At 43.6% G+C, this 20364-nt stretch carries 19 protein-coding genes and 1 tRNA gene; 13 read left to right on the forward strand and 7 right to left on the reverse strand.

Annotated features, from left to right (window positions below; all coding sequences use genetic code 11):
* Positions 1-77: 77 nt before the first annotated feature.
* From ABFW99_RS03050 to ABFW99_RS03105, 12 genes are all read left to right on the forward strand, one after another.
* Positions 78-150 (forward strand) — tRNA-Trp (locus ABFW99_RS03050).
* Between the two features lie 17 nt (positions 151-167).
* Complete coding sequence (secE, locus tag ABFW99_RS03055) at positions 168-353, forward strand: preprotein translocase subunit SecE (protein WP_255134580.1); 186 nt, start codon at positions 168-170, stop codon at positions 351-353.
* Entirely contained in the window at positions 353-910 is a 558-nt protein-coding gene (gene nusG, locus ABFW99_RS03060; protein WP_349354472.1) for a transcription termination/antitermination protein NusG, read from the forward strand. The genes secE and nusG overlap by 1 nt, the downstream gene beginning before the upstream one ends.
* Before the next feature lie 73 nt (positions 911-983).
* Positions 984-1415: a 50S ribosomal protein L11 gene (gene rplK, locus ABFW99_RS03065; protein ID WP_349354473.1), complete on the forward strand. Its 432-nt coding sequence runs from the start codon at positions 984-986 to the stop codon at positions 1413-1415.
* 13 nt (positions 1416-1428) lie between these two features.
* Entirely contained in the window at positions 1429-2127 is a 699-nt protein-coding gene (gene rplA / locus ABFW99_RS03070) for a 50S ribosomal protein L1 (RefSeq protein WP_349354474.1), read from the forward strand.
* Between the two features lie 17 nt (positions 2128-2144).
* A complete protein-coding gene (rplJ, locus tag ABFW99_RS03075) occupies positions 2145-2666 on the forward strand; it encodes a 50S ribosomal protein L10 (protein ID WP_349354475.1) in 522 nt (173 codons plus the stop codon).
* Between the two features lie 53 nt (positions 2667-2719).
* Complete coding sequence (rplL, locus tag ABFW99_RS03080; RefSeq protein WP_255134585.1) at positions 2720-3097, forward strand: 50S ribosomal protein L7/L12; 378 nt, start codon at positions 2720-2722, stop codon at positions 3095-3097.
* Between the two features lie 145 nt (positions 3098-3242).
* On the forward strand, positions 3243-7058 hold the full coding sequence (gene rpoB, locus ABFW99_RS03085) for a DNA-directed RNA polymerase subunit beta (protein ID WP_349354678.1): 3816 nt from the start codon (positions 3243-3245) through the stop codon (positions 7056-7058).
* Between the two features lie 30 nt (positions 7059-7088).
* Positions 7089-11405 (forward strand): DNA-directed RNA polymerase subunit beta', encoded by a 4317-nt coding sequence (rpoC, locus tag ABFW99_RS03090; protein ID WP_349354476.1) that lies wholly within the window; start codon positions 7089-7091, stop codon positions 11403-11405.
* A 312-nt stretch (positions 11406-11717) separates the two neighbouring features.
* Complete coding sequence (locus ABFW99_RS03095) at positions 11718-12275, forward strand: hypothetical protein (protein ID WP_349354477.1); 558 nt, start codon at positions 11718-11720, stop codon at positions 12273-12275.
* A 224-nt stretch (positions 12276-12499) separates the two neighbouring features.
* Complete coding sequence (locus ABFW99_RS03100) at positions 12500-12889, forward strand: DUF1801 domain-containing protein (protein ID WP_349354478.1); 390 nt, start codon at positions 12500-12502, stop codon at positions 12887-12889.
* Between the two features lie 6 nt (positions 12890-12895).
* The gene (locus ABFW99_RS03105; protein ID WP_349354479.1) at positions 12896-13321 is read left to right on the forward strand and encodes a GNAT family N-acetyltransferase; all 426 of its coding nucleotides are present in this window, start codon (positions 12896-12898) and stop codon (positions 13319-13321) included.
* A gap of 92 nt (positions 13322-13413) precedes the next feature.
* Here ABFW99_RS03105 and ABFW99_RS03110 read toward each other — a convergent pair whose 3' ends face one another.
* Positions 13414-13803 carry a DoxX family protein gene (locus tag ABFW99_RS03110; protein ID WP_349354480.1) on the reverse strand — a complete coding sequence of 130 codons (390 nt, stop codon included), beginning with the start codon at positions 13801-13803 and terminating at the stop codon, positions 13414-13416.
* An 84-nt stretch (positions 13804-13887) separates the two neighbouring features.
* Here ABFW99_RS03110 and ABFW99_RS03115 point away from each other — a divergent pair, with 84 nt between their 5' ends.
* A complete protein-coding gene (locus ABFW99_RS03115; protein ID WP_349354481.1) occupies positions 13888-14421 on the forward strand; it encodes a class I SAM-dependent methyltransferase in 534 nt (177 codons plus the stop codon).
* A 44-nt stretch (positions 14422-14465) separates the two neighbouring features.
* Here ABFW99_RS03115 and ABFW99_RS03120 read toward each other — a convergent pair whose 3' ends face one another.
* From ABFW99_RS03120 to ABFW99_RS03145, 6 genes are all read right to left on the reverse strand, one after another.
* A complete protein-coding gene (locus tag ABFW99_RS03120) occupies positions 14466-16016 on the reverse strand; it encodes a M20/M25/M40 family metallo-hydrolase (RefSeq protein ID WP_349354482.1) in 1551 nt (516 codons plus the stop codon).
* A 146-nt stretch (positions 16017-16162) separates the two neighbouring features.
* The gene (locus tag ABFW99_RS03125; protein WP_349354483.1) at positions 16163-16510 is read right to left on the reverse strand and encodes a rhodanese-like domain-containing protein; all 348 of its coding nucleotides are present in this window, start codon (positions 16508-16510) and stop codon (positions 16163-16165) included.
* Between the two features lie 63 nt (positions 16511-16573).
* Positions 16574-17710 carry an amidohydrolase gene (locus tag ABFW99_RS03130; RefSeq protein ID WP_349354484.1) on the reverse strand — a complete coding sequence of 379 codons (1137 nt, stop codon included), beginning with the start codon at positions 17708-17710 and terminating at the stop codon, positions 16574-16576.
* A gap of 3 nt (positions 17711-17713) precedes the next feature.
* Positions 17714-18193: a RidA family protein gene (locus ABFW99_RS03135; RefSeq protein ID WP_440707419.1), complete on the reverse strand. Its 480-nt coding sequence runs from the start codon at positions 18191-18193 to the stop codon at positions 17714-17716.
* 231 nt (positions 18194-18424) lie between these two features.
* Entirely contained in the window at positions 18425-19714 is a 1290-nt protein-coding gene (locus tag ABFW99_RS03140; protein WP_349354485.1) for an aminotransferase class V-fold PLP-dependent enzyme, read from the reverse strand.
* Between the two features lie 199 nt (positions 19715-19913).
* The gene (locus tag ABFW99_RS03145) at positions 19914-20222 is read right to left on the reverse strand and encodes a YtxH domain-containing protein (RefSeq protein ID WP_349354486.1); all 309 of its coding nucleotides are present in this window, start codon (positions 20220-20222) and stop codon (positions 19914-19916) included.
* Positions 20223-20364: the final 142 nt, after the last annotated feature.

The raw sequence follows: 20364 nt of genomic DNA on the forward strand, positions 1-20364 counted from the left end.
TATTGGATTAAGGAAGTACCTTAAATAAGGCCAGTGCATAGAGCAGTCGGTTTGCCGCCTGCTCTTGTGCGCTTTATACGGGTGTAGCTCAGTTGGCAGAGCACTGGTCTCCAAAACCAGGTGTCGGGAGTTCGAGTCTCTCCACCCGTGCAGACAAAACAAATGATATGAGCAAGATTAATGATTTTTTTGATGGTGTTGTAAAGGAATTCAAAAAGGTTTCCTGGCCAACTCAAAAAGAGCTGATCGATAATACTATTATCGTGGTGGTTTTTTCAATCATAATATCGGTATTCATTTTTGGTGTTGACCAAATGTACAGCACCATCTTAGAAGCTATTTACAATCAATAATGAGTAAAGAATTAACGCATGACTGGTATGTGGTTCGCTGCTTTTCCAGCCATGAAAAAAAAGTTAAAGAATTTCTCGAGCGCGAAATTGAAGATGAAGGTTTAGAGGATAAAATCAAGGAGATCTTGATTCCCACTGAAACGGTAGTTGAGATTCGTTCAGGAAAAAAGCGTACCCGCGAGAAAAACTTCTTTCCCGGTTATATTCTTTTGAATACTCATTATGATGAAGAAGTAAACAATTTGATACAAAGTGCACCATCCTGTCTTGGTTTTTTGAAGGTAGGTAAAAATGAGACGGTGCCAACCCCACTGAAAGATCACGAAGTCAAACGCATCATTGGACGAGTGAAAGACGGTGGCGATGAACCGCGGAATATTGAAATTCCGTACAGCGAGGGAGACCTGGTTAAAGTGATATCCGGTCCGTTCAAAGATTTTGACGGAACTGTTCAGGAAGTGAATCCTGAAAAACTAAAGCTGCGAGTTATGGTTAGTATTTTTGGCCGTAAAACTCCTGTTGAAGTGGATGTCAGCCAAGTTGAATCCGCTACATAAAGAACCTAGTTGATGCACACTAGCTATTACGCAAATTAAACTGAAGTTATTAATTATAGGATCCTGAGAATCCATGGCTAAAAAAGTTGATAAAATCCTGAAGCTCCAGATTGTTGGGGGGCAGGCAAACCCTGCGCCACCTGTTGGGCCGGCTCTCGGTCAGGCGGGAATCAATATAATGGAGTTTTGTAAAGCCTTTAATGCTAAGACTCAGGACAAGGCCGGAACTGTTGTTCCTGTTGAGATTACAGTTTATGCTGATAAGTCTTTTACATTCAAAACAAAGACTCCTCCAGCACCTGTACTTCTTAAGAAAGCAGCGAAAATCAAGTCCGGATCAGGTGAACCTAACCGAAATAAAGTAGGTACAGTAACCTGGAGCCAATGCAAAGAAATCGCAGAAGAAAAGATGGAAGACTTAAATGCGTTTGACATCGAAGCTGGTGCGGAAATGGTTGCAGGAACGGCTCGCAGTATGGGTCTTAGAGTAAATCGCGAAAAGTAAGGAAATTGTGATCATGGCAAAAAGAGGAAAAAAATACCAACAGGCCGTGGCACTCGTGAATCCCGAGGTAGAGTATACTTTGGAAGAAGCGTGCGATCTGGTTAAAAAAACATCTACCGCTAACTTTGATGCATCCGTTGACGTTGACGTTCGGTTGGGAGTTGATCCCCGCCACGCCGACCAAATGGTGCGTGGTACAGTGAGCTTACCTCATGGTACCGGTAAAGAAGTTAAGGTTTTGGCTCTCGTTAATGAGGCCAAGCAAGATGAAGCCAGAGAAGCTGGTGCCGACCATGTTGGTCTTGATGATTACATCACGAAAATAGAAGAAGGGTGGGCTGATATTGACGTTATTATAGCTACACCCGACGTAATGGGTAAACTCGGTAAGCTTGGGCGCTTTTTAGGGCCCCGCGGACTGATGCCTAACCCTAAGAGTGGAACCGTAACAATGGATGTGGCCGATGCTGTTAAGCAAGTAAAAGCCGGTCAGATTGATTTCCGTGTTGATAAAACCGGAATTCTTCATACATCGATTGGAAAAGTTAGTTTTGATGCCAGTGACCTGAAAGAGAATGCTGAGTCATTCCTTCGTACGGTTATGGGCTTGAGACCGGCTTCCGCAAAAGGGCTGTATGTGAAAAGTGTTTTCATGAGCAGCACAATGGGACCAAGCATCCCGATAAGCAGAACCGCAGTTACATCCCTATAATAGGAGGAAATTAAATTATGCCTACTGCAGAAAAGCGTGCAATTCTTGATGAACTAACCGAAAAACTGAAAAGTTCGAGTGCTTTATACATTGCGAAGTATTCAGGAATGTCGGTACCGGAAGTCAATGAATTGCGTGGTGCATTTCGTAAGGGAGATATTCGATTCAAAGTTTACAAGAACAAACTTGTAAAGCTCGCAATGGAAGAAGTTGGTGGATACGATGATATTATCCCCTCATTGGTTGAGCAGAATGCTTTTGCATTCGTTGATGAAGAATTATCAGCACCCGCCAAGGTATTGAAAGATTTTATCAAGGATAACAATAAGCCAGAATTTAAAGCAGCTATCGTAGACGGAGATTTTTACGGTGCGGATAAGCTGGACGTTCTCGCAGCTATGAAGTCGAAGAACGAGATTGTTGGCGATATCCTTGGTCTGTTGATGGCCCCACTATCTAATGTAGTTGGTGCGCTTGAATCACAAGGATCTAACCTTGTTGGTGCCGTTAATACCATCGCTGAAAAAGGCGAAGAGTAACCCTTATTTATTACAACTAGAATTTTTTATATCAAAACAACTGGAGATAACAAATGGCTGACGTTAAAGATTTAGCTGAACAGCTTGTCAACCTAACAATTAAAGAAGCAAACGAACTTGCTAAAGTTCTTGAAGAAGAATACGATATCAAACCTGCTCAAGCTGCTGTTGCAGTAGCTGGACCTGCTGGCGGCGGAGAAGCCGGTGGTGGAGAAGAGCAAACTGAGTTTGACGTAGTTCTGAAGAGCGCTGGTGCTAAGAAAATCGCGGTAATCAAAGAAGTACGCGGTATCACCGGTCTTGGGCTGAAAGAAGCCAAAGAATTGGTTGACGGAGCCCCCGGCACTGTAAAAGAAGCAGTTTCTAAAGATGAAGCTGAGCAAATCAAAGGCAAGCTTGAAGAAGCTGGTGCCGAAGTAGAGCTTAAGTAACTCATACTTACACATTCGTTGGTAGCCAATGCCGTGAAAACGGTATTGGCTATTGGCGTCTATATAAATTGACCCCATTAGCCCTGGGGTTTGCCCGTATCATTTACCTTCAATCTAAGAGGAGAGGTTCCTTTTGAGCAAGAAGATGCAAACTATTCCGAACACGGAACGCTTATCGTTTGGTAAAACCAAGCACGTGCTGGATTATCCGGATTTTCTGGATATTCAGTTAGAGTCATTCGAAAAATTTGTACAACTTGATATTGCTCCCAATGAGCGAGAAAATCAAGGACTACAACGAATTTTTAATGAAAATTTTCCGATTCAAGACAGTCGTGAGACTCACATTCTTGAATTCCTTTACTATAACGTGGATGTGCCACGTTACACGATTGCTGAATGCCAGGATCGTGGCCTCACATATTCCGTTCCGTTAAAAGCAAAATTGCGATTATCATCGGTTGATGATAGCGACGAAGCCAGCGAAACTATTGAGCAGGAAGTATTTTTAGGAGACCTGCCCTGGATGTCGAATCGCGGAACATTCATCATTAACGGTGCTGAGCGTGTTATTGTAAGTCAGCTCCACCGTTCACCCGGTGTATTCTTCGGGCAAAACGTTCACCCGAACGGCACACAACTCTATTCAGCCCGGGTTATTCCATTCAAAGGATCATGGATTGAATTCACAACAGATATCCGTGACGTTCTTTGGGCTTATATCGATCGTAAGAAGAAAGTTCCTGCCACCACTTTATTACGTGCGCTTGGATATTCTTCCGATATCGAATTGTTAAGTCTGTTTGAGCTTTCTGAAGAAATTAAATTCGGTAAGAAAGATCACTACAACAAAAACCTGGTAGGCAAGCGGCTTGCTGAGAATATTGTTGTGGAGAGCATGGAAGAAGTAGTCGATGATGAGACCGGTGAAGTAACCGAGGCGCTGAATCGCCAAATTATCTTCGAACGGGATCACGAACTTACTGAAGATGATTACGGCTCATTAAAGGATGCAGAAGTAGAGAAAGTTCTGGTACAGAAAATCTCGGCTGAAGAGTCAGAGCGTTCTGTAATGATGAACACGCTTCGTAAAGACCCTACTTATGATGAGAGTACGGCACTTGGAGAAATTTATCAGCAGATTCGATCCGGTGAAATGCCAGATCCTGAAACTGCCCGATCAATTCTTGAACGACTGTTCTTCAGCGACAAGAAATATGATCTTGGTGAAGTAGGTAGATACCGACTGAATAAACGCCTGAAATTAGATCAGGATAACACGGTACAATATCTGACTAAAGAAGATATTGTGGCAATTGTAAAAGAGGTTATCCGCCTGAAGAACATGAAGTCTCAGGTAGATGATATTGACCATTTAAGTAACCGACGGGTACGAACCGTTGGCGAGCAGTTAGGTCAACAGTTTGCAATCGGTCTTGCCCGAATGGCACGCACCATCCGCGAGCGTATGAACTCTCGTGATGCCGAGCAGCTAACCCCGCAAGATCTTGTGAACGCACGTACCATCTCAAGTGTGATTAACACCTTCTTTGGTACCAACCAGCTTTCACAGTTTATGGATCAAACCAACCCGCTTGCAGAGTTGACGCACAAGCGTCGTATGTCTGCCTTGGGTCCTGGAGGTTTGACTCGTGAACGAGCCGGTTTTGAGGTGCGTGACGTTCACTATACCCACTATGGTCGTCTCTGCCCTATTGAAACACCTGAGGGTCCAAACATTGGTTTGATTTCCTCTCTGTGTGTGCATGCGAAAGTTAATGACTTTGGATTTATTGAAACTCCATATCGTAAAGTGAAAGACGGTAAGGTTTCCAAAGATGTTGAATATCTCGCTGCCGAGCAGGAAGACGAAACGGTAATCGCCCAGGCAAATGCCGAGATTGATGACAAAGGTACTTTCGAGAGTGAAGCTATTTTCTCTCGTACACGAGAAGGTAACTACCTGCGTGTAAAACCAGATGAAATTGAATACATGGATGTCGCCACTAACCAGATTACTTCTCTGGCGGCTGCAATGATTCCGTTTATTGAACATGATGATGCGAACCGTGCATTGATGGGTTCAAACATGCAGCGTCAGGCTGTTCCGCTTCTTCGTCCCGAAGCCCCTGTTGTGGGTACCGGACTGGAGCAGAGAGCGGCTCGCGACTCACGTGCAATTATTACTGCTGATGCCAATGGCGAAGTAGTATATGTAAGCGCGACTGAAATTCGGGTTAAGTATAACCGATCCGAAGATGAGCAGCATTGCTACTTTGATGGCGGTGTGAAAACGTACAAGCTCGATAAGTTCATCCGTACCAACCAGGATACTACAATAAACCAGCGTCCGGTTGTTAAAATTGGTGACAAAGTGAAAGCCGGTCAGGCTTTAGCTGATGGTTGCTCTACCGACAAAGGTGAGTTGGCTCTTGGCCGTAACCTGCTGGTGGCCTTTATGCCATGGCGCGGTTATAACTTTGAGGATGCCATTGTAGTAAGTGAGCGCATCGTTCAAGATGATATTTATACTTCCATCCACGTAACAGAATTCGAACAACAGGTTCGTGATACCAAGCGTGGTGAAGAAGAACTGACACGTGAAATTCCTAACGTAAGTGAGGAAGCGACACGCAACCTTGATGAACGTGGAATTATTCGCGTGGGTGCCAAGATTGAGCATGGCGACATTCTGGTAGGTAAAATTACTCCGAAAGGAGAAACCGATCCTACTCCGGAAGAAAAACTGCTCCGCGCTATCTTTGGTGATAAAGCAGGTGATGTGAAAGATGCATCTCTGAAAGTACCTCCGGGTGTTCAGGGAACCGTAATCGACACCAAGCTTTTCAGCCGCAAGCGCGATGAGTTGGTATCTCGTAAAGAAGAGAAGAAACGCGTTGAGCAGGAAGAAGAACGTCACTCCCAGAAAGTTGCTGAATTAAATCAACAATGGGCCGATAAGATGTATTCTCTGCTTCGAGATAAAACTTCTCCGGGTGTTTATAACTACAGTAATGTAGAGTTGATCCCGAAAGGCGAGAAATACAAGAAATCTGTATTTGAAGAATTAGATCCGGTAAACATTAACGAAAACATCGACTGGGCCACAGATGGTGAGCTTGTTAAGATGGTTCGAAGATTGTTTGCCAACTACCGCGAGCTTCGTCGTGAAATTGACACCGAAGCTAAGCGTCGTAAATTTGCGATCCAGGTAGGAGACGAACTCCCGCCGGGAATCATCCAGAAAGCAAAAGTTTATGTTGCTAAGAAACGTAAGCTGCACGTGGGTGATAAGATGGCCGGTCGTCACGGTAACAAAGGTGTGGTTGCTAAAATCGTACCTCAGGAAGACATGCCGTTTATGGAAGACGGAACCCCGGTTGACATCTGTCTAAACCCGCTGGGTGTACCTTCCCGTATGAACCTTGGCCAGATTTACGAAACCATTCTTGGATGGGCTGCTAAGAAAATGGGTGTGACGTTTGCGTCGCCTATCTTCGACGGTGCTTCCATGGATGAAGTTAGAGAGAAATTAAAAGAAGCCGGATTGCCTGAAGACGGCCGCGTAAACCTATACGACGGACGAACAGGTGAGCCATTCGCACAGAAAACAACAGTAGGTTATATCTACATGTTGAAACTGAACCACCTGATTCAGGACAAGATGCACTCTCGTTCTATCGGGCCATATTCACTCATTACGCAGCAGCCATTGGGCGGTAAAGCTCAGTTTGGTGGCCAGCGACTTGGTGAGATGGAGGTTTGGGCACTGTACGCATATGGTGCATCCAGCATCTTGAAAGAAATGCTCACTGTGAAAAGTGATGACGTAAAAGGGCGCTCTAAAGTGTATGAAGCTATCGTGAAAGGTGAGAACCTGCCTGATGGTGACGTGCCCGAATCATTCAAGGTATTGTTACGAGAGCTTATGGGTCTCGGCCTTGAAATGCATATTGAATAATTTCACTGTTAATAATTTGGAGGAACATCCTTGCCAGTAACTAAGACATTAACAGTCACGAAAGATTTCGACAGCATTGGGGTATCCCTTGCTTCCGCGGAAACGATTTTATCTCGTTCCCACGGCGAAGTCTTGACTCCTGAGACAATAAACTATCGAACCTTTAAACCGGAAATGGATGGTCTTTTCTGTGAAAAGATCTTCGGCCCGGTTAAAGACTATGAATGCCATTGTGGTAAATACAAGCGTATCCGCTATAAGGGAATTATCTGCGACCGTTGCGGTGTGGAAGTTACCCGAAAAGCTGTACGTCGTGAACGAATGGGACATATTACCCTGACCGTTCCTGTTGTACACATTTGGTACTTTAAATCTCTTCCTAACAAGATTGCTTACCTGCTTGGAATGAGTTCCAAGAACCTGGATAAGATCGTTTATTACGAGACTTTCGTAGTAATCAATCCGGGTGTGGCGCGTGACCTCGGTTATGCCCAGGGCGACATGATCTCTGAAGAAGAGAAATGGGATATTTTAGAACAACTGCCGGAAGACAACCAGGAACTGGATGACGACGATGATGACAAATTCATCGTGAAAGAAGGAGCAGATGCTCTTGAAGCACTCCTTGGCGATCTGGATCTGGATGATCTGGCTTATAATCTGCGTTATGAAGTGAAGCATGAGACTTCACAGATGCGTAAGAAGAAAAAGCTGAAGCGTCTTCAGGTAATTGAGTCGTTCCGTGCGGCTAACCAGCACACAGAAAACCGTCCCGAGTGGATGGTGCAAAGTGTAATCCCGGTAATTCCACCGGAGCTGCGACCGCTGGTACCTCTTGAAGGTGGACGTTTTGCAACGTCTGACCTGAACGACCTGTATCGTCGTGTGATTATCCGTAACAATCGCCTGAAGCGATTGATTGATATTAAAGCTCCTGATGTGATTCTCCGAAACGAGAAGCGCATGCTGCAGGAAGCGGTTGATTCACTGTACGACAACTCAAGAAAATCGAACGCAGTACGAAATAACAACCGACCGCTTAAGTCTCTTTCAGATATGCTGAAGGGCAAGAGTGGCCGTTTCCGTCAAAACCTTCTTGGTAAGCGTGTTGACTATTCCGGCCGTTCTGTAATTGTGGTAGGACCCGAGCTGAAAATGCACGAATGTGGTCTGCCCAAAGAGATGGCGGTTGAGCTCTATAAACCATTCATTATCCGACGACTTATTGAGCGTGGATTTGTGAAGACGGTTAAGAGTGCCAAGAAAGTAGTTGACCGACGCGATGCCGTTGTTTGGGAAGTTCTTGAAAATGTAATTGACGGACACCCCGTACTGCTTAACCGTGCACCAACATTGCACAGGTTGGGTATTCAGGCATTCCAGCCGGTACTTATTGAAGAAAAAGCCATCCGACTGCACCCGCTCGCATGTACAGCCTTTAATGCTGACTTTGACGGTGACCAGATGGCCGTTCACCTTCCATTGAGCCATGATGCTGTACTTGAAGCATCAGTGCTGATGTTAGGTTCTCACAATATTTTATCTCCTGCGAATGGTGGACCAATTGCGGTTCCTTCTCAGGATATGATCTTGGGTCTGTATTATCTCACCAAGCCTAATGATGGTCAAAAAGGAGAAGGCAAGACTTTTGCTTCTCCTGCAGAAGTATTGGTTGCCTTCGATCAGGATAAGATTGATACACATGCCAAAATCAACGTTCGAATTCCAACGGTTAATGAGGAAGGAGAAGTTGTTCATGAAGTGATCAAAACTTCAACCGGACGTGTACTCTTCAACCAGATTACACCGAAAGAAATCCCATTCATCAACAAGACTCTTGGTAAAAAAGAACTGAGAAACCTTATTGGTGATATTCATGCTATAGTAGGAACGGCGAAAACGTCGAGATTCCTCGATGACATGAAGAAAGTTGGGTACGAAGAAGCTACCATTGGTGGTCTCTCTTTCAGCCTTGATGATATCATTATTCCTGACGCTAAAGGTGAATTGATTACTAAAGCGAAGGATGAAGTGACTGATATTCAGGGACGTTACGAAATGGGTTTCATTACCGATAACGAACGTTACAACCAGGTTATTGATAAATGGACCAGCACCACAAACCGTGTGTCTGAAACTCTGTTCTCAGCTCTTGCAGGTGACAGAAATGGTTTCAATCCGGTATATATGATGGCAGATTCCGGAGCTCGTGGTTCTAAGGAGCAGATCCGTCAGTTAGGTGGTATGCGTGGTCTGATGGCGAAACCTCAGAAGAGCTCCATGCAGCAGGGTAATGAGGTAATCGAGAACCCGATTCTTTCTTCTTTCAAAGAGGGACTGACGGTACTTGAGTACTTTATTTCTACTCACGGTGCGCGTAAAGGTCTTGCCGATACCGCTCTTAAAACTGCCGATGCGGGTTATCTTACCCGTCGTCTGGTTGATGTTTCACAGGATGTGATCATCAATGAGAAAGACTGTGGTACCCTTCGAGGTATTAAGATGTCGGCACTGAAAGACAACGAAGATATTATCGAAAGTCTCGAAGATCGTATTATCGGGCGTGTTTCACTCCACGAAATCTATGATCCGATTTCTGATGAATTGATCTGCGAAGCTAACCAGATGATTGATGAATCTGTAGCTTCCAAGATTGCTGAGACTTCCATCGAAGAAGTAGAAATTCGATCAGTACTTACCTGTGAAACCGGACGTGGTGTATGTGCCAAATGTTATGGCCGTGACCTCGCACGGGGAACCGTAGTTGAGAAAGGGGAAGCCGTAGGGGTTATCGCCGCTCAGTCTATTGGTGAGCCGGGTACGCAGCTTACTCTTCGAACCTTCCACGTAGGTGGTACGGCTTCTCGTCTGGAGGCTGAATCTCAGCACAAAACGAAATTCGAAGGTAAAGTAGAATTTGAAAACGTTCGCGTTGTGGTTTACGACGACGGTGAAGAAGAGCACAATGTAGTTCTCTCCCGTGCCGGTGAAATCAAGATCGTGAACGATGAAGGTAAAGTTCTCATCAACTACAATGTGCCTTACGGCTCAGAGATGTTGGTTGAGGAAGGCGATGTGGTACCTAAAGGAGCTGTGCTCTGTAAGTGGGACCCATATAACGCCCTTATCTTCTCTGAAATTGACGGTACCGTTGAGTACAAGGATATCATTGACGGAGTTACTTCTTCTGATGATACCGATGCCCAAACCGGTCACCGCGAAAAAGTTATCACCGATTCCAAAGATCGCTCGCTGGTACCTACCCTTGTGATCAAAGGAAGCAAAGACCGAATCCGCGAAAATACATTACCTGTTGATACGCACATCGTTATTGATGACGGTGAGAAAGTTGAAGCAGGTCAGGTTATCGCTAAGATTCCGCGCGCTACATCTAAGTCTAAGGATATTACCGCCGGTCTGCCGCGTGTAACTGAACTATTTGAAGCACGTTCTCCAAGTGAACCTGCCGTTGTTTCTGAAATTGACGGTATTGTTGAAATGGGTGGACGTAAGCGTGGTTCACAAGAGGTATTTGTGAAATCCAAAGACGGTACGGATGAGAAGAAATATCTGATCTCGCTAAGCAAGCATATCTTGGTTCAATCCAATGACTTTGTGAAAGCAGGACAGCCTCTCTCAGATGGTACAATTCCGGCTCAGGATATTCTGAATATTCTCGGACCTTATGCTGTGCAGTCGTATCTCGTGAATGAAATTCAGGAGGTTTACCGACTACAGGGTGTGAAAATCAATGACAAGCACATTGAGGTTATTGTGCGCACCATGATGCAGAAGGTGGAAATCACCGATCCGGGCGATACCATGTTCCTTGAAGGGGACAAAGTGGATCGCTTTGAAGTGAACATCAAAAACGATGAGCTGATTGGTAAGTTTGTAGTAACCAATCCGGGTGGTTCTGAACTGAAAAAAGGAGCCATCCTCGACCGTCGTGAAGTAAGAGATGTAAACAACGAGCTGATTAAAGAAGGCGTAGAAGAACTCGAAACCCGTGAAGCAGAACCGGCTATTTCTAAGCCAATTCTGTTGGGTATTACACGAGCCGCTCTTTCTACTGACAGCTGGTTGTCGGCTGCTTCCTTCCAGGAAACTACCAAGGTACTTACTCAGGCTTCCATCGAAGCCAAGAAAGACTTCCTCCGCGGACTCAAAGAGAATGTGGTGGTTGGACATAAAGTGCCTGCCGGTACCGGTCTTCGCGACTACAACGACATCGTTGTTGGGTCTAAGAAAGACATGGAAGAAGGAGACGAAGAAATCGCCAAGGTATTTGAAGAACTTGGCGGAAGTGAAAACGGTGAAAGCGAAACCGCAGAAGCCGAAGACTAATCACTTCAGCATTACTTCGTTAGCCGAAGTAGCATAAATAGATAAAATTAAAGCCCCGTTCATTCAGTTGAGCGGGGCTTTTTTTGTTGAAATGATTAGTTAAGGATAATATCAAAGACCTTTCTCAGTTTTCGATATGTTGAACTTGATTAAACAACAGATTTTGTTCTCTACGTTAATAATTACTTTCTAGAAAAGTAAAACTCGTTAGAAAAGTAAGCAGTATTAAGGTTGTCGAATCTTGATTTACTTGCTTCTAAAGAATTAATTTTGCTATTTCTAATAGAATAGTCATCATCCAACAGCGGAAAAATGAATAATAATCGATTAGGGAATAAGGAAGAGAAGTTCGACAACGATACTATAAATAGCAGTTCTTTTAGCAATGAACCTTATTTCTTTAGTGTCTCAAACTTTAAGTTGGTATTAATGTCAATTTGCACTTTCGGGATTTATGAATTGTATTGGTTTTATAAAAATTGGGAGCTAATTAAAAAACGGTGGGCTCAAAACATAATGCCTTTTTGGAGAGCTTTTTTTGCACCGATTTGGGCTTACAGTTGTTTTGAGGAAATTAAAAATTCTGCGATTCAAAATAGGTTGTCTTATTCACTGCCAACTGTGTTTTTGGCGATAGGTTATTTCATAATTCAGGCACTATGGAGATTGCCAGATCCTTATTGGTTGCTTTCATTTTTAAGTTTTGTATTTATTATTCCAGCTAATAATGTTGCGCTTAGAGTTAATGAAGGTGTCAATCCAAGCTTTGAAAATAATTCTTCTTTCTCAGGAACAAATATAACTGCTATTGTTATAGGTGGGCTATTGTTTGTACTAGGTCTGTTGGAAACGCTTATGCCATCCGTATAATACAAATAACCCATTTTGGAGTGTTAAAGAATGAATGTCATTCTCATTATTCTAACAGTGGGTTGAATAGCCGAGGTGATAAAATCTGCTGAAGAATTCAGAAGAAAGAGTGAAGGAAGGAAAGAGTTGAAAAGAAATTTAGGAGATGACCATGATGAATATTGAAATGCGAAAAAAGAAACCTTACTAGAAGCATAAGTATTTCAACAATGCTTTTTTGATCTATGGACAAAACCACTGAAACCTATAACGAAAGACTTGATGAAGCCAATAAGGAAATCTGCGACAAGCTGGCCGGGTTAATTAACAGGTACTTGCCGGAGGCCGAGAATACAATATGGCATGCACATCCGGTATGGTTTTTGGATGGAAATCCGGTTGCAGGCTATAGCAAACTGAAACATTGTGTGCGGCTATTTTTTTGGAGCGGACAGTCTTTTGGTGAGCCGGGATTAACGAAATCGGGTTCTTTTAAAGCAGCGGAAAAAAGATATACTGCTGCAGATCAAATCAACAAAGAAGAAGTTCAACGGTGGATAGAAAAATCAAGAGATATACAATGGGATTACAAAAACATCGTGAAAAGAAAAGGGAAACTGGAACGGTTGAAGTGAGTATATATGAAACCTGCTAAACTAATTTTGTTTAAAAATGATCCGGGTGAAGAATTAGAGTTTGCCGTCGATCAACTCAAGAAATACAACCGGTCTTTTACCGGGCCTTTTGAAAGTGAGCGGTTCGGCTTTATAGCAAAGAATGATTCCGGAGAGGTAATAGGCGCTGTGCATGGGAATACCGAATGGGAGTGGGTTTTTATCAAGCACCTGTGGGTCAGGGAAGACTACAGAGGAATGGGACTTGGCTCGGAACTAATGGAAGCAATCATACAGGAAGCCAATAAACAAGGACGTTATAAGTATTATCTGTCTACATTTGAATTTCAGGCTCCTGAGTTTTATAAAAAACTTGGGTTTAAGATCTTCGGCACTTGGCCACAGGTGTCCGGAAATTATGATTCATTCTATCTTAAAAGAGAAGACAGATAATGAGTCCAAAAAAGAAGCCATCCTTAAGAAGGATGGCTTTTAAGAATGATCATTAATACCGTAAAATTAAATAGTGCAGAGCTGTTTTCGTCTCAGCCGGATTTACCAAGCATGGCATCCAGAGAGTATTTGCCGGTCCCCATCATTGACAAAGCAAGACTGGTTAGCAGCAACATGATTTCCAGACGCATTCCGCTGAAACCACCATCACCCCCCATCTTAACGGTCAGTATGGCTACGAGCATCGTAATTGCCAGCAATATGCCCGGAATTTCAACTTTGTATCCGGTGAGCATCATGATTCCACCAACAAATTCAACAAGGGCAACAACCCATGCCATTACACCGGGAAGAGGAATGCCAATATTTCCAAAAAATCCCTGTACTCCTTCTATACCTGAAAGTTTACTCCAGCCTGCGATAATGAAAATTACGCCAACACCAATACGTAACAATAACTTTGCTAAATCTTTATTCTTCATCAGTACTCCTGTTTGGGTTAAGGGTCTTAGTAATCTATTTTAAATGAGCTAAAGTTCAAAAGAAAAAGTTTAATGTTTAACTAAATGACCCAACCGGAAGCAAAAAAACTGATTGAAGAGGCTGGTTTTAAGAATAATGAACCGGAGAAATGGTTAGACCTGGGTTGTGGAAGCGGACTGTTCAGCGATGCATTGGCAGAATTACTTCCAGAAGCAAGCGAAGTATTGATGATAGATAAGGTAAACCAGGCGCCTATTAAATCAGCAGTAGCCGGTGTACATTTTGAGTTTTTGCAAATTGATTTCAATAAGCAAGCCCTGCCGAACACAGGCTTTGATGGTATTATGATGGCGAATTCGCTTCATTACGTGAGAAACAAAAAGCCCTTTGTTCAAAAATTGAAGAAAAACCTGTCGGATAATGGTCGGTTGATTTTAGTAGAGTATAATACCGAAGTATCCAATCCGTGGATTCCCCATCCTATACCTCTAAACCGATTAGAGGAATTGTTTTTAGATTCGGGATTTGAGGCGGTGCGGAAAATAGGCGAGCGCCCATCCAGATATGGACAAAAGAATATGTACGCTGTTGAAGTGCTTTTGACCAATGACCAATGACCAAAATTGAGTTTGGCCATTGGTTCAGGTCAATGTAGTGTAATTTAATTACCGCCGTCTCTGTTGGCAGTACGTGGAGTTGGCCATTCCATTTGCTCACCGGTCCAGCGGCTCACAGGGAGTACGGCTTTATCCCGTGGGAAAGTCTCGGGATCTTCACTGGCCATATACGTTAGAACTGCAGTCAGGATGGCATTGTTACGTACATCATCGAAAACGATTTTGTCGTAAGTATCGCGATTGGTGTGCCAGGTATAATTCCAGTAGCTCCAGCTTAGCGAGCTAAGAGAAAATCCGGGAGCACCTGCAGAAACAAAGGAAGCGTAATCGGAACCTCCGCCACCGGGAGTGCCGGGGAAAGTGGTTTCAATATGACGGGTGATATCACGTGGCACAGCTTCCAGCCATCGTCCTAAAAACTCATAGGCATGAAGAAAGCCCTGGCCCGAAATTCGAACAACCCGTCCGGTTCCGTTATCCTGATTGAATAATGCCTGCATATTATCAACGATTTCGGGGTTGTCTTCCACAAATGCCGTTGATCCGTTCAGTCCTTGTTCTTCACTTCCCCAAAGTCCTACAATAATAGTTCGTTTTGGGTTTGGATATACCTCTTTTAAGATTCGTGCGGCTTCCATCATGGTAATGGATCCGGTAGCATTATCGGTAGCTCCGGTTCCGCCATCCCAGGAATCATAATGAGCAGAGAGGATAATATATTCGTCTGCTTTTTCTGAGCCGGGAATGGTAGCAATCGTATTAAAAGTTGGGACTTTGCCCAATTTCTTAGATTGAGCGTTCACTTTTATTTTTGGATCGTCACCATATTCCACCATCCGATAGAGCATTCCATAATCTTCTAACGCGAGATCAATTACAGGTACATTTTTGGTACCTGCACTAAAGATTTTACTTACACCAAATCCACTGGACCATCGGGATTGTATAATGCCAGCTGCTCCGGCTTCTTCCAATACAGGAAGTACTTCACGGGAGTTGTACCCAATTTTACCGAAACGGGCTCTCCAGGCATCTTCCATAGCATCGCGTTCTTCTTTCATTTTTTCGAAGGATTCTTCGGTAGCGAATTCTTCCCAGTTATAATCGGGGCGGCCTGTAGGCTGCATCATAGAAACGAGAATGAATTTTCCCTTGATGGTTTTAAGCCATTCTTCAAAAGCGGCTTTATCTTCCACATCAGGAATGATATCTAACCTTCCTTCAACACCGCCTTTTTTGGTGGCAGGACTCCAGGCCAGCTGCATCCCTTCCAAAGAAACAACCCGGGGTGAAATCAGATCCACATGTGTGATGCCCCGTTCCCATCCTTGCCATTGGCCAAACTGTTGATTTTCTGCTGAGATGCCCCACTCTTCAAATTGTTCAACAGCCCATTCATGAGCATGCTGCATTTGAGGGGTACCCACCAGCCGAGGCCCAATCACGTCGGTAAGTTGATGAGCCAGGTATTCCAGTTGTGAATTTTCTGTAGCCTCTTTTACGATGGCATCTACCATGTCGTCGGTGGTTTGAGCTTCAACCAGTCCGAGTGGTAACGACATCACTATACATACAATAAGCGCGATTCTTTTCATGAACCCTTTCTCCGATTCTGTCAGTTAAAATTAATCGGAGAATATATTCTATAAACAGATAAAAGGGGGAAACTGTAATTTCTTTTTACGAATAAAAAACCGCCTCAAAAGAGACGGTTTTTAAACAATGATAAGGGAAAGATAAATCAGACGTCAGTTCCGGTTAATTCATATCCGGCTTGTCTCCAACCGGCAAGTCCTTCTTCAAAATCACTGACGTTTGTATATCCCATTTCTTCCAATTTCTGAGCCAGACTTGGAGATGCATCACAGTCTGCGTTGGCACAATACACCACAATTTCAGCATCCATGTAAGGGATAACTTCCTTAGCCATTTCTGCATTCTCTGTAGGTATATTTATGGAACCCGGGATATGCTTAGCCAGAAAGGCATCTTGTGGTAATGCATTAATAATAATCGGTGAATGCTCACCGGTCATCTTGCGATGTAAGGTTTCTGCGTCTGTTCGTTGAAGTGTTGCTGTAGCCGTCATAATCTTATGATTTAAATTCGGCTTCTTACTTCATTATTACAACAAATCAAAGCCTGCTCACATTCAGAGGAGTTTATTGGAATAAATGGAAAAGAAAGTTCGGGCAGCGGGGTCTATAATATCATCGGGGAAATCATAGGCCGGGTTGTGGAGTGGGGGCAATTCTTCACCGGCTCCAAACCCAAACTGTGCACCTCTGTTAGTAGCGGTGAAATAAGCAAAATCTTCTGACCAGTTATTCGGGTGATCCATTTGCTGAATGGTTAGTTTGTTGGCTTCAGCTGAATCTGAAATCATGTTAACACAATCTTCGTCATTAAGGGTAGCGGGGTAGATTTCAGAATAACTCCATTCGAAATCCAGTCCATTCGCTTTGGCCAATTTTGCCACAATGGCTTCTGATTTAGAACAAAGCCGGTCAAGATCATCATTCTCATACGCCCGCAACGTGATACCCATTTCCAGGCTACCCGGTGAAACACCAAAGGCAACTTCCCCTAACCGAATATAAATTAAGGTTGCTATGGTATGATCTGAAAAATCAGAATGATTGCCATTTGCTAACTCCAGGATTTGATCTATGATATCCGTTGCGGTATGGTAAGGATTCAATCCATTCTGAGGCTCAGCTGCATGCGAGGTTCGCCCGTCCAGTTTTACTGTGAAGCCACAGGAAGCGGCCGTGAAACTACCTTTTTTGAGTAACACGGTTTCCTTTTTAACGCCGGGAATATTATGTAGGGCAAAGATATAATCAGGTGATAGCGCATGAAATTCTTTGGATTCAACCACATCTTTAGCTCCCAAGTAATTTTCTTCAGCAGGCTGAAAAAGTAATACGGCTTTCCCTTTTTTGGGTCTGTTCTGAGATATCAACTGTCCCAGTCGTGCAATAATAGCCATGTGGCCATCGTGCCCGCAAAGGTGAGCTACACCTTTGATGGACGAGCGGTACGCACAGTTCGATTTTTCCTGTATGGGAAGAGCATCCAGTTCGCACCTGTAAATCAGCGTTTCTCCGGGTTTTTCTCCTTCAAACACAAACGCTTTCCCGGTTTTTGAAATGGATATTTCTTCATCGGGATTGAGAGCATTTATGAAAGCCGAGATTCGTTTTGAAGTCTCAAATTCCAGGTTCGATAATTCCGGGTAGCGATGAAGGGTGCGTCTCAGGTTAATGACATCTTGTAAGTCGGACATAAACTAATTTTTTACTGCGGTAACCATAATTTCTACTTTAGCATCCAGGGGAATTCGGCTTACTTCAACCACCGCACGTGCGGGAGGATTCTCCGGAAAGTACTGAATGTAAATATCATTGAATGCCTGGTAGTAATCCATATCATCCAAAAAAACCTGCGCCTTCACAACGTCTGATAGGGTAAAGTCAGCCGCTTCAAGCACCGCTTTAATATTACTGAGGGTTTGGTGCGTCTGGGATTCGAGATCATCTCCGGCAAGTTCCCGGCTTTCCGGAATCAGGCCTATTTGCCCCGACAGGTAAAGTGTATTGCCTACTTGAATGGCTTGTGAATATACACCCACAGCAGCCGGAGCATTTTCGGTATTAATGATTTTCTTTTGCTGAGCCAAATCATGTTTGGACTCAATTTCGATACAAGAGGTGAAAAGCCCTGTCAGAAGCAGAGTGTTAATAATCCATTTATTGAGTGATGTATGCATGGCTTTCAATGTTAGTAGCTTAAATAACGTTAATCGATATAAAAGTAGTCAGTTTTGCGTGTCTATGTAGTCATTTCGCGGCGTATGCCCGATATCTAATGGGTTCATATTGATTCAACTCTTGAATTAATGGCACTTACCAGATTCCCGTCTGCACGGAATGACCAAAGTAGTACTTATGGCCTTATTTTCGCATTCTTTTAATCGGACTCATGTTAAATAGTTTACAGGTTAAACCTTTTCGATCTGATCTTTCATAGCACTCATAAACCGGTCAATTTCTTCCAGGGTCGTATATACATTCGGCGTAACACGAATGCCCCGAAATTGATTATGATTGATGGGGGTGGTGATGATCCGGTAATCACGCCAGAGAGAACTGTTCAACTCATTTGGCTCCATTCCTTTTATTTCGACGGTAGCAATTCCGCAGGCATATTTGGGGTTGCGGCTGGTATGCAGCACAACCTTGTTTCCGTCAACCAATTCATCAATCCAGAGATCATTCAGGTATTTAAGCCGTGCTTCTTTTCGGGCTGAACCGATTCCTTCGTGGAAAGTCAATGCTTCTCCGATGGCTAAAAAATTTGCTGCAGGGTGTGTTCCGATTTCTTCGAACTTCCGGATGTCTTCATCCTGAGATTCAGCCGCTGCCATTAATGGCCATAGATCTTTAATCTTATTTTTTCGGACATAGAGCATCCCGGTGCCATGGGGAGCAAAAAGCCATTTGTGAAGACTGGTTGTATAATAATCACAATCCAAATCAGCATGATCAAATTCGAAGTGAGCGAAGGCATGGGCACCATCTACGATAACAGGAATTCCTTTTTTCCGCGCCATCTGCACCACTTTTTTAACCGGCAGAATCTGCCCTGTCAGGTTGATGATGTGACACATCAAAATCAGTTTGGTATTGGGGGTGATGGCTTGCTCGAACCGGCGGACTATTTCCGCATCATCTTCTGCGGGAACCGGGATGCTGATTTGGTTGAGCTTGATGCCTTCACGCCGCTCCCGTTGTTTGAAGGTATTGATCATTCTGGGGTAATCCTGGTTGGTCGTAAGCACTTCATCGCCTGCCTTAAGGTCAAAGCCAAACTGACAAATTTGAAGGCTTTCTGAGGCGTTTCTGGTAACGGCTATTTCTTCCGTTTCCGCGCCAAAGCTACGGGCCAGTCGTTGTCGAACGCCCTCTCTTCTGGGTTCCAGTATCCTCCACATGTTATATACCGGGGCCTGATTGGAAAAATCCAGGTGCTTTTTCATGGCTTGCTGAACAAAAGCAGGGGAAGGACTGACTCCTCCATTATTCAGATTGATCAGGCTGCGATCTACCGTGAAAGCTTGCTGTACATGTGCCCAGAAATCTTCATTTCGAGCTACTTCTTTTGCGGTTCCCGTGTAGGTGTTAAGTTTTTCGGTGAGCTGCTGTGTTTTCAGTGGGTTAAAAAAAGCACCGGCAGTAAAAGCCGCTGCTCCACCACCGATTTTCTTTAAGAATTGTTTCCGTGTTTCCATTGCATATCCCCAGTTAGTGTTGGTTGGGAATTACCCATAGATAGGCAAAAATGCAAGCCTGGAATCAAACGTTGTCATGCTGAAAAATTCTCGGCATTTGGTAAGAGCAGAATCAGCATCAAAGAAAAATTATTAACACAAAAAAAAGCCCTACACATAAATTATGTGCACGGCCTAAAGTTTAAAAATTGTTGTCCTATCAGGCCTTCTTCTTAGCCGTTTCGATAGATTCCAGTAAATCTTCGGCTTCTTTAATGAGTCCTTCTGCTTTTTCTTTCGCATCGAGAACAACTTTATCGCCTTTCTCTTTGGCTTCAGAAACTAAAATTTCTTTTTCTTCACGAAGCTGCTCAATTAAGTCATTGAGTTCATCGTAATAGTTGCTGAGTTTATATGAAAGTCGGTCTCTGGTATTTTTACCTGTGTCAGGTGCATAAAGTAGTGCAAATGCAGCGCCAACAAGGGCTCCTGAGATAATTCCTGATATATAATCTGATGATCTACTCATAATTCTTTCTCCTTTTTTTATACTAAACAAGTATAGCGCAAACAAGTTCCAAATTCCAAGTCTGCAGCAGATTTTTATGCAAAATTAAGTGAGAGTTAATTTCAAATAACTGTTAATTCCACATCGACATACGTCAATCCCG

The sequence above is a fragment of the Gracilimonas sp. BCB1 genome (assembly GCF_040117685.2).
GTDB lineage: Bacteria > Bacteroidota > Rhodothermia > Balneolales > Balneolaceae > Gracilimonas.

What these genes read in the sequence shown, in the direction of transcription:
- secE (WP_255134580.1), top strand. Translation starts at nt 168, where the DNA reads ATGAGCAAGATTAATGATTTTTTTGATGGTGTTGTAAAGGAATTCAAA.
- nusG (WP_349354472.1), top strand. Translation starts at nt 353, where the DNA reads ATGAGTAAAGAATTAACGCATGACTGGTATGTGGTTCGCTGCTTTTCC.
- rplK (WP_349354473.1), top strand. Translation starts at nt 984, where the DNA reads ATGGCTAAAAAAGTTGATAAAATCCTGAAGCTCCAGATTGTTGGGGGG.
- rplA (WP_349354474.1), top strand. Translation starts at nt 1,429, where the DNA reads ATGGCAAAAAGAGGAAAAAAATACCAACAGGCCGTGGCACTCGTGAAT.
- rplJ (WP_349354475.1), top strand. Translation starts at nt 2,145, where the DNA reads ATGCCTACTGCAGAAAAGCGTGCAATTCTTGATGAACTAACCGAAAAA.
- rplL (WP_255134585.1), top strand. Translation starts at nt 2,720, where the DNA reads ATGGCTGACGTTAAAGATTTAGCTGAACAGCTTGTCAACCTAACAATT.
- rpoB (WP_349354678.1), top strand. Translation starts at nt 3,243, where the DNA reads ATGCAAACTATTCCGAACACGGAACGCTTATCGTTTGGTAAAACCAAG.
- ABFW99_RS03095 (WP_349354477.1), top strand. Translation starts at nt 11,718, where the DNA reads ATGAATAATAATCGATTAGGGAATAAGGAAGAGAAGTTCGACAACGAT.
- ABFW99_RS03100 (WP_349354478.1), top strand. Translation starts at nt 12,500, where the DNA reads ATGGACAAAACCACTGAAACCTATAACGAAAGACTTGATGAAGCCAAT.
- ABFW99_RS03105 (WP_349354479.1), top strand. Translation starts at nt 12,896, where the DNA reads ATGAAACCTGCTAAACTAATTTTGTTTAAAAATGATCCGGGTGAAGAA.
- ABFW99_RS03110 (WP_349354480.1), bottom strand. Translation starts at nt 13,803, where the DNA reads ATGAAGAATAAAGATTTAGCAAAGTTATTGTTACGTATTGGTGTTGGC.
- ABFW99_RS03115 (WP_349354481.1), top strand. Translation starts at nt 13,888, where the DNA reads ATGACCCAACCGGAAGCAAAAAAACTGATTGAAGAGGCTGGTTTTAAG.
- ABFW99_RS03120 (WP_349354482.1), bottom strand. Translation starts at nt 16,016, where the DNA reads ATGAAAAGAATCGCGCTTATTGTATGTATAGTGATGTCGTTACCACTC.
- ABFW99_RS03125 (WP_349354483.1), bottom strand. Translation starts at nt 16,510, where the DNA reads ATGACGGCTACAGCAACACTTCAACGAACAGACGCAGAAACCTTACAT.
- ABFW99_RS03130 (WP_349354484.1), bottom strand. Translation starts at nt 17,710, where the DNA reads ATGTCCGACTTACAAGATGTCATTAACCTGAGACGCACCCTTCATCGC.
- ABFW99_RS03135 (WP_440707419.1), bottom strand. Translation starts at nt 18,193, where the DNA reads ATGCATACATCACTCAATAAATGGATTATTAACACTCTGCTTCTGACA.
- ABFW99_RS03140 (WP_349354485.1), bottom strand. Translation starts at nt 19,714, where the DNA reads ATGGAAACACGGAAACAATTCTTAAAGAAAATCGGTGGTGGAGCAGCG.
- ABFW99_RS03145 (WP_349354486.1), bottom strand. Translation starts at nt 20,222, where the DNA reads ATGAGTAGATCATCAGATTATATATCAGGAATTATCTCAGGAGCCCTT.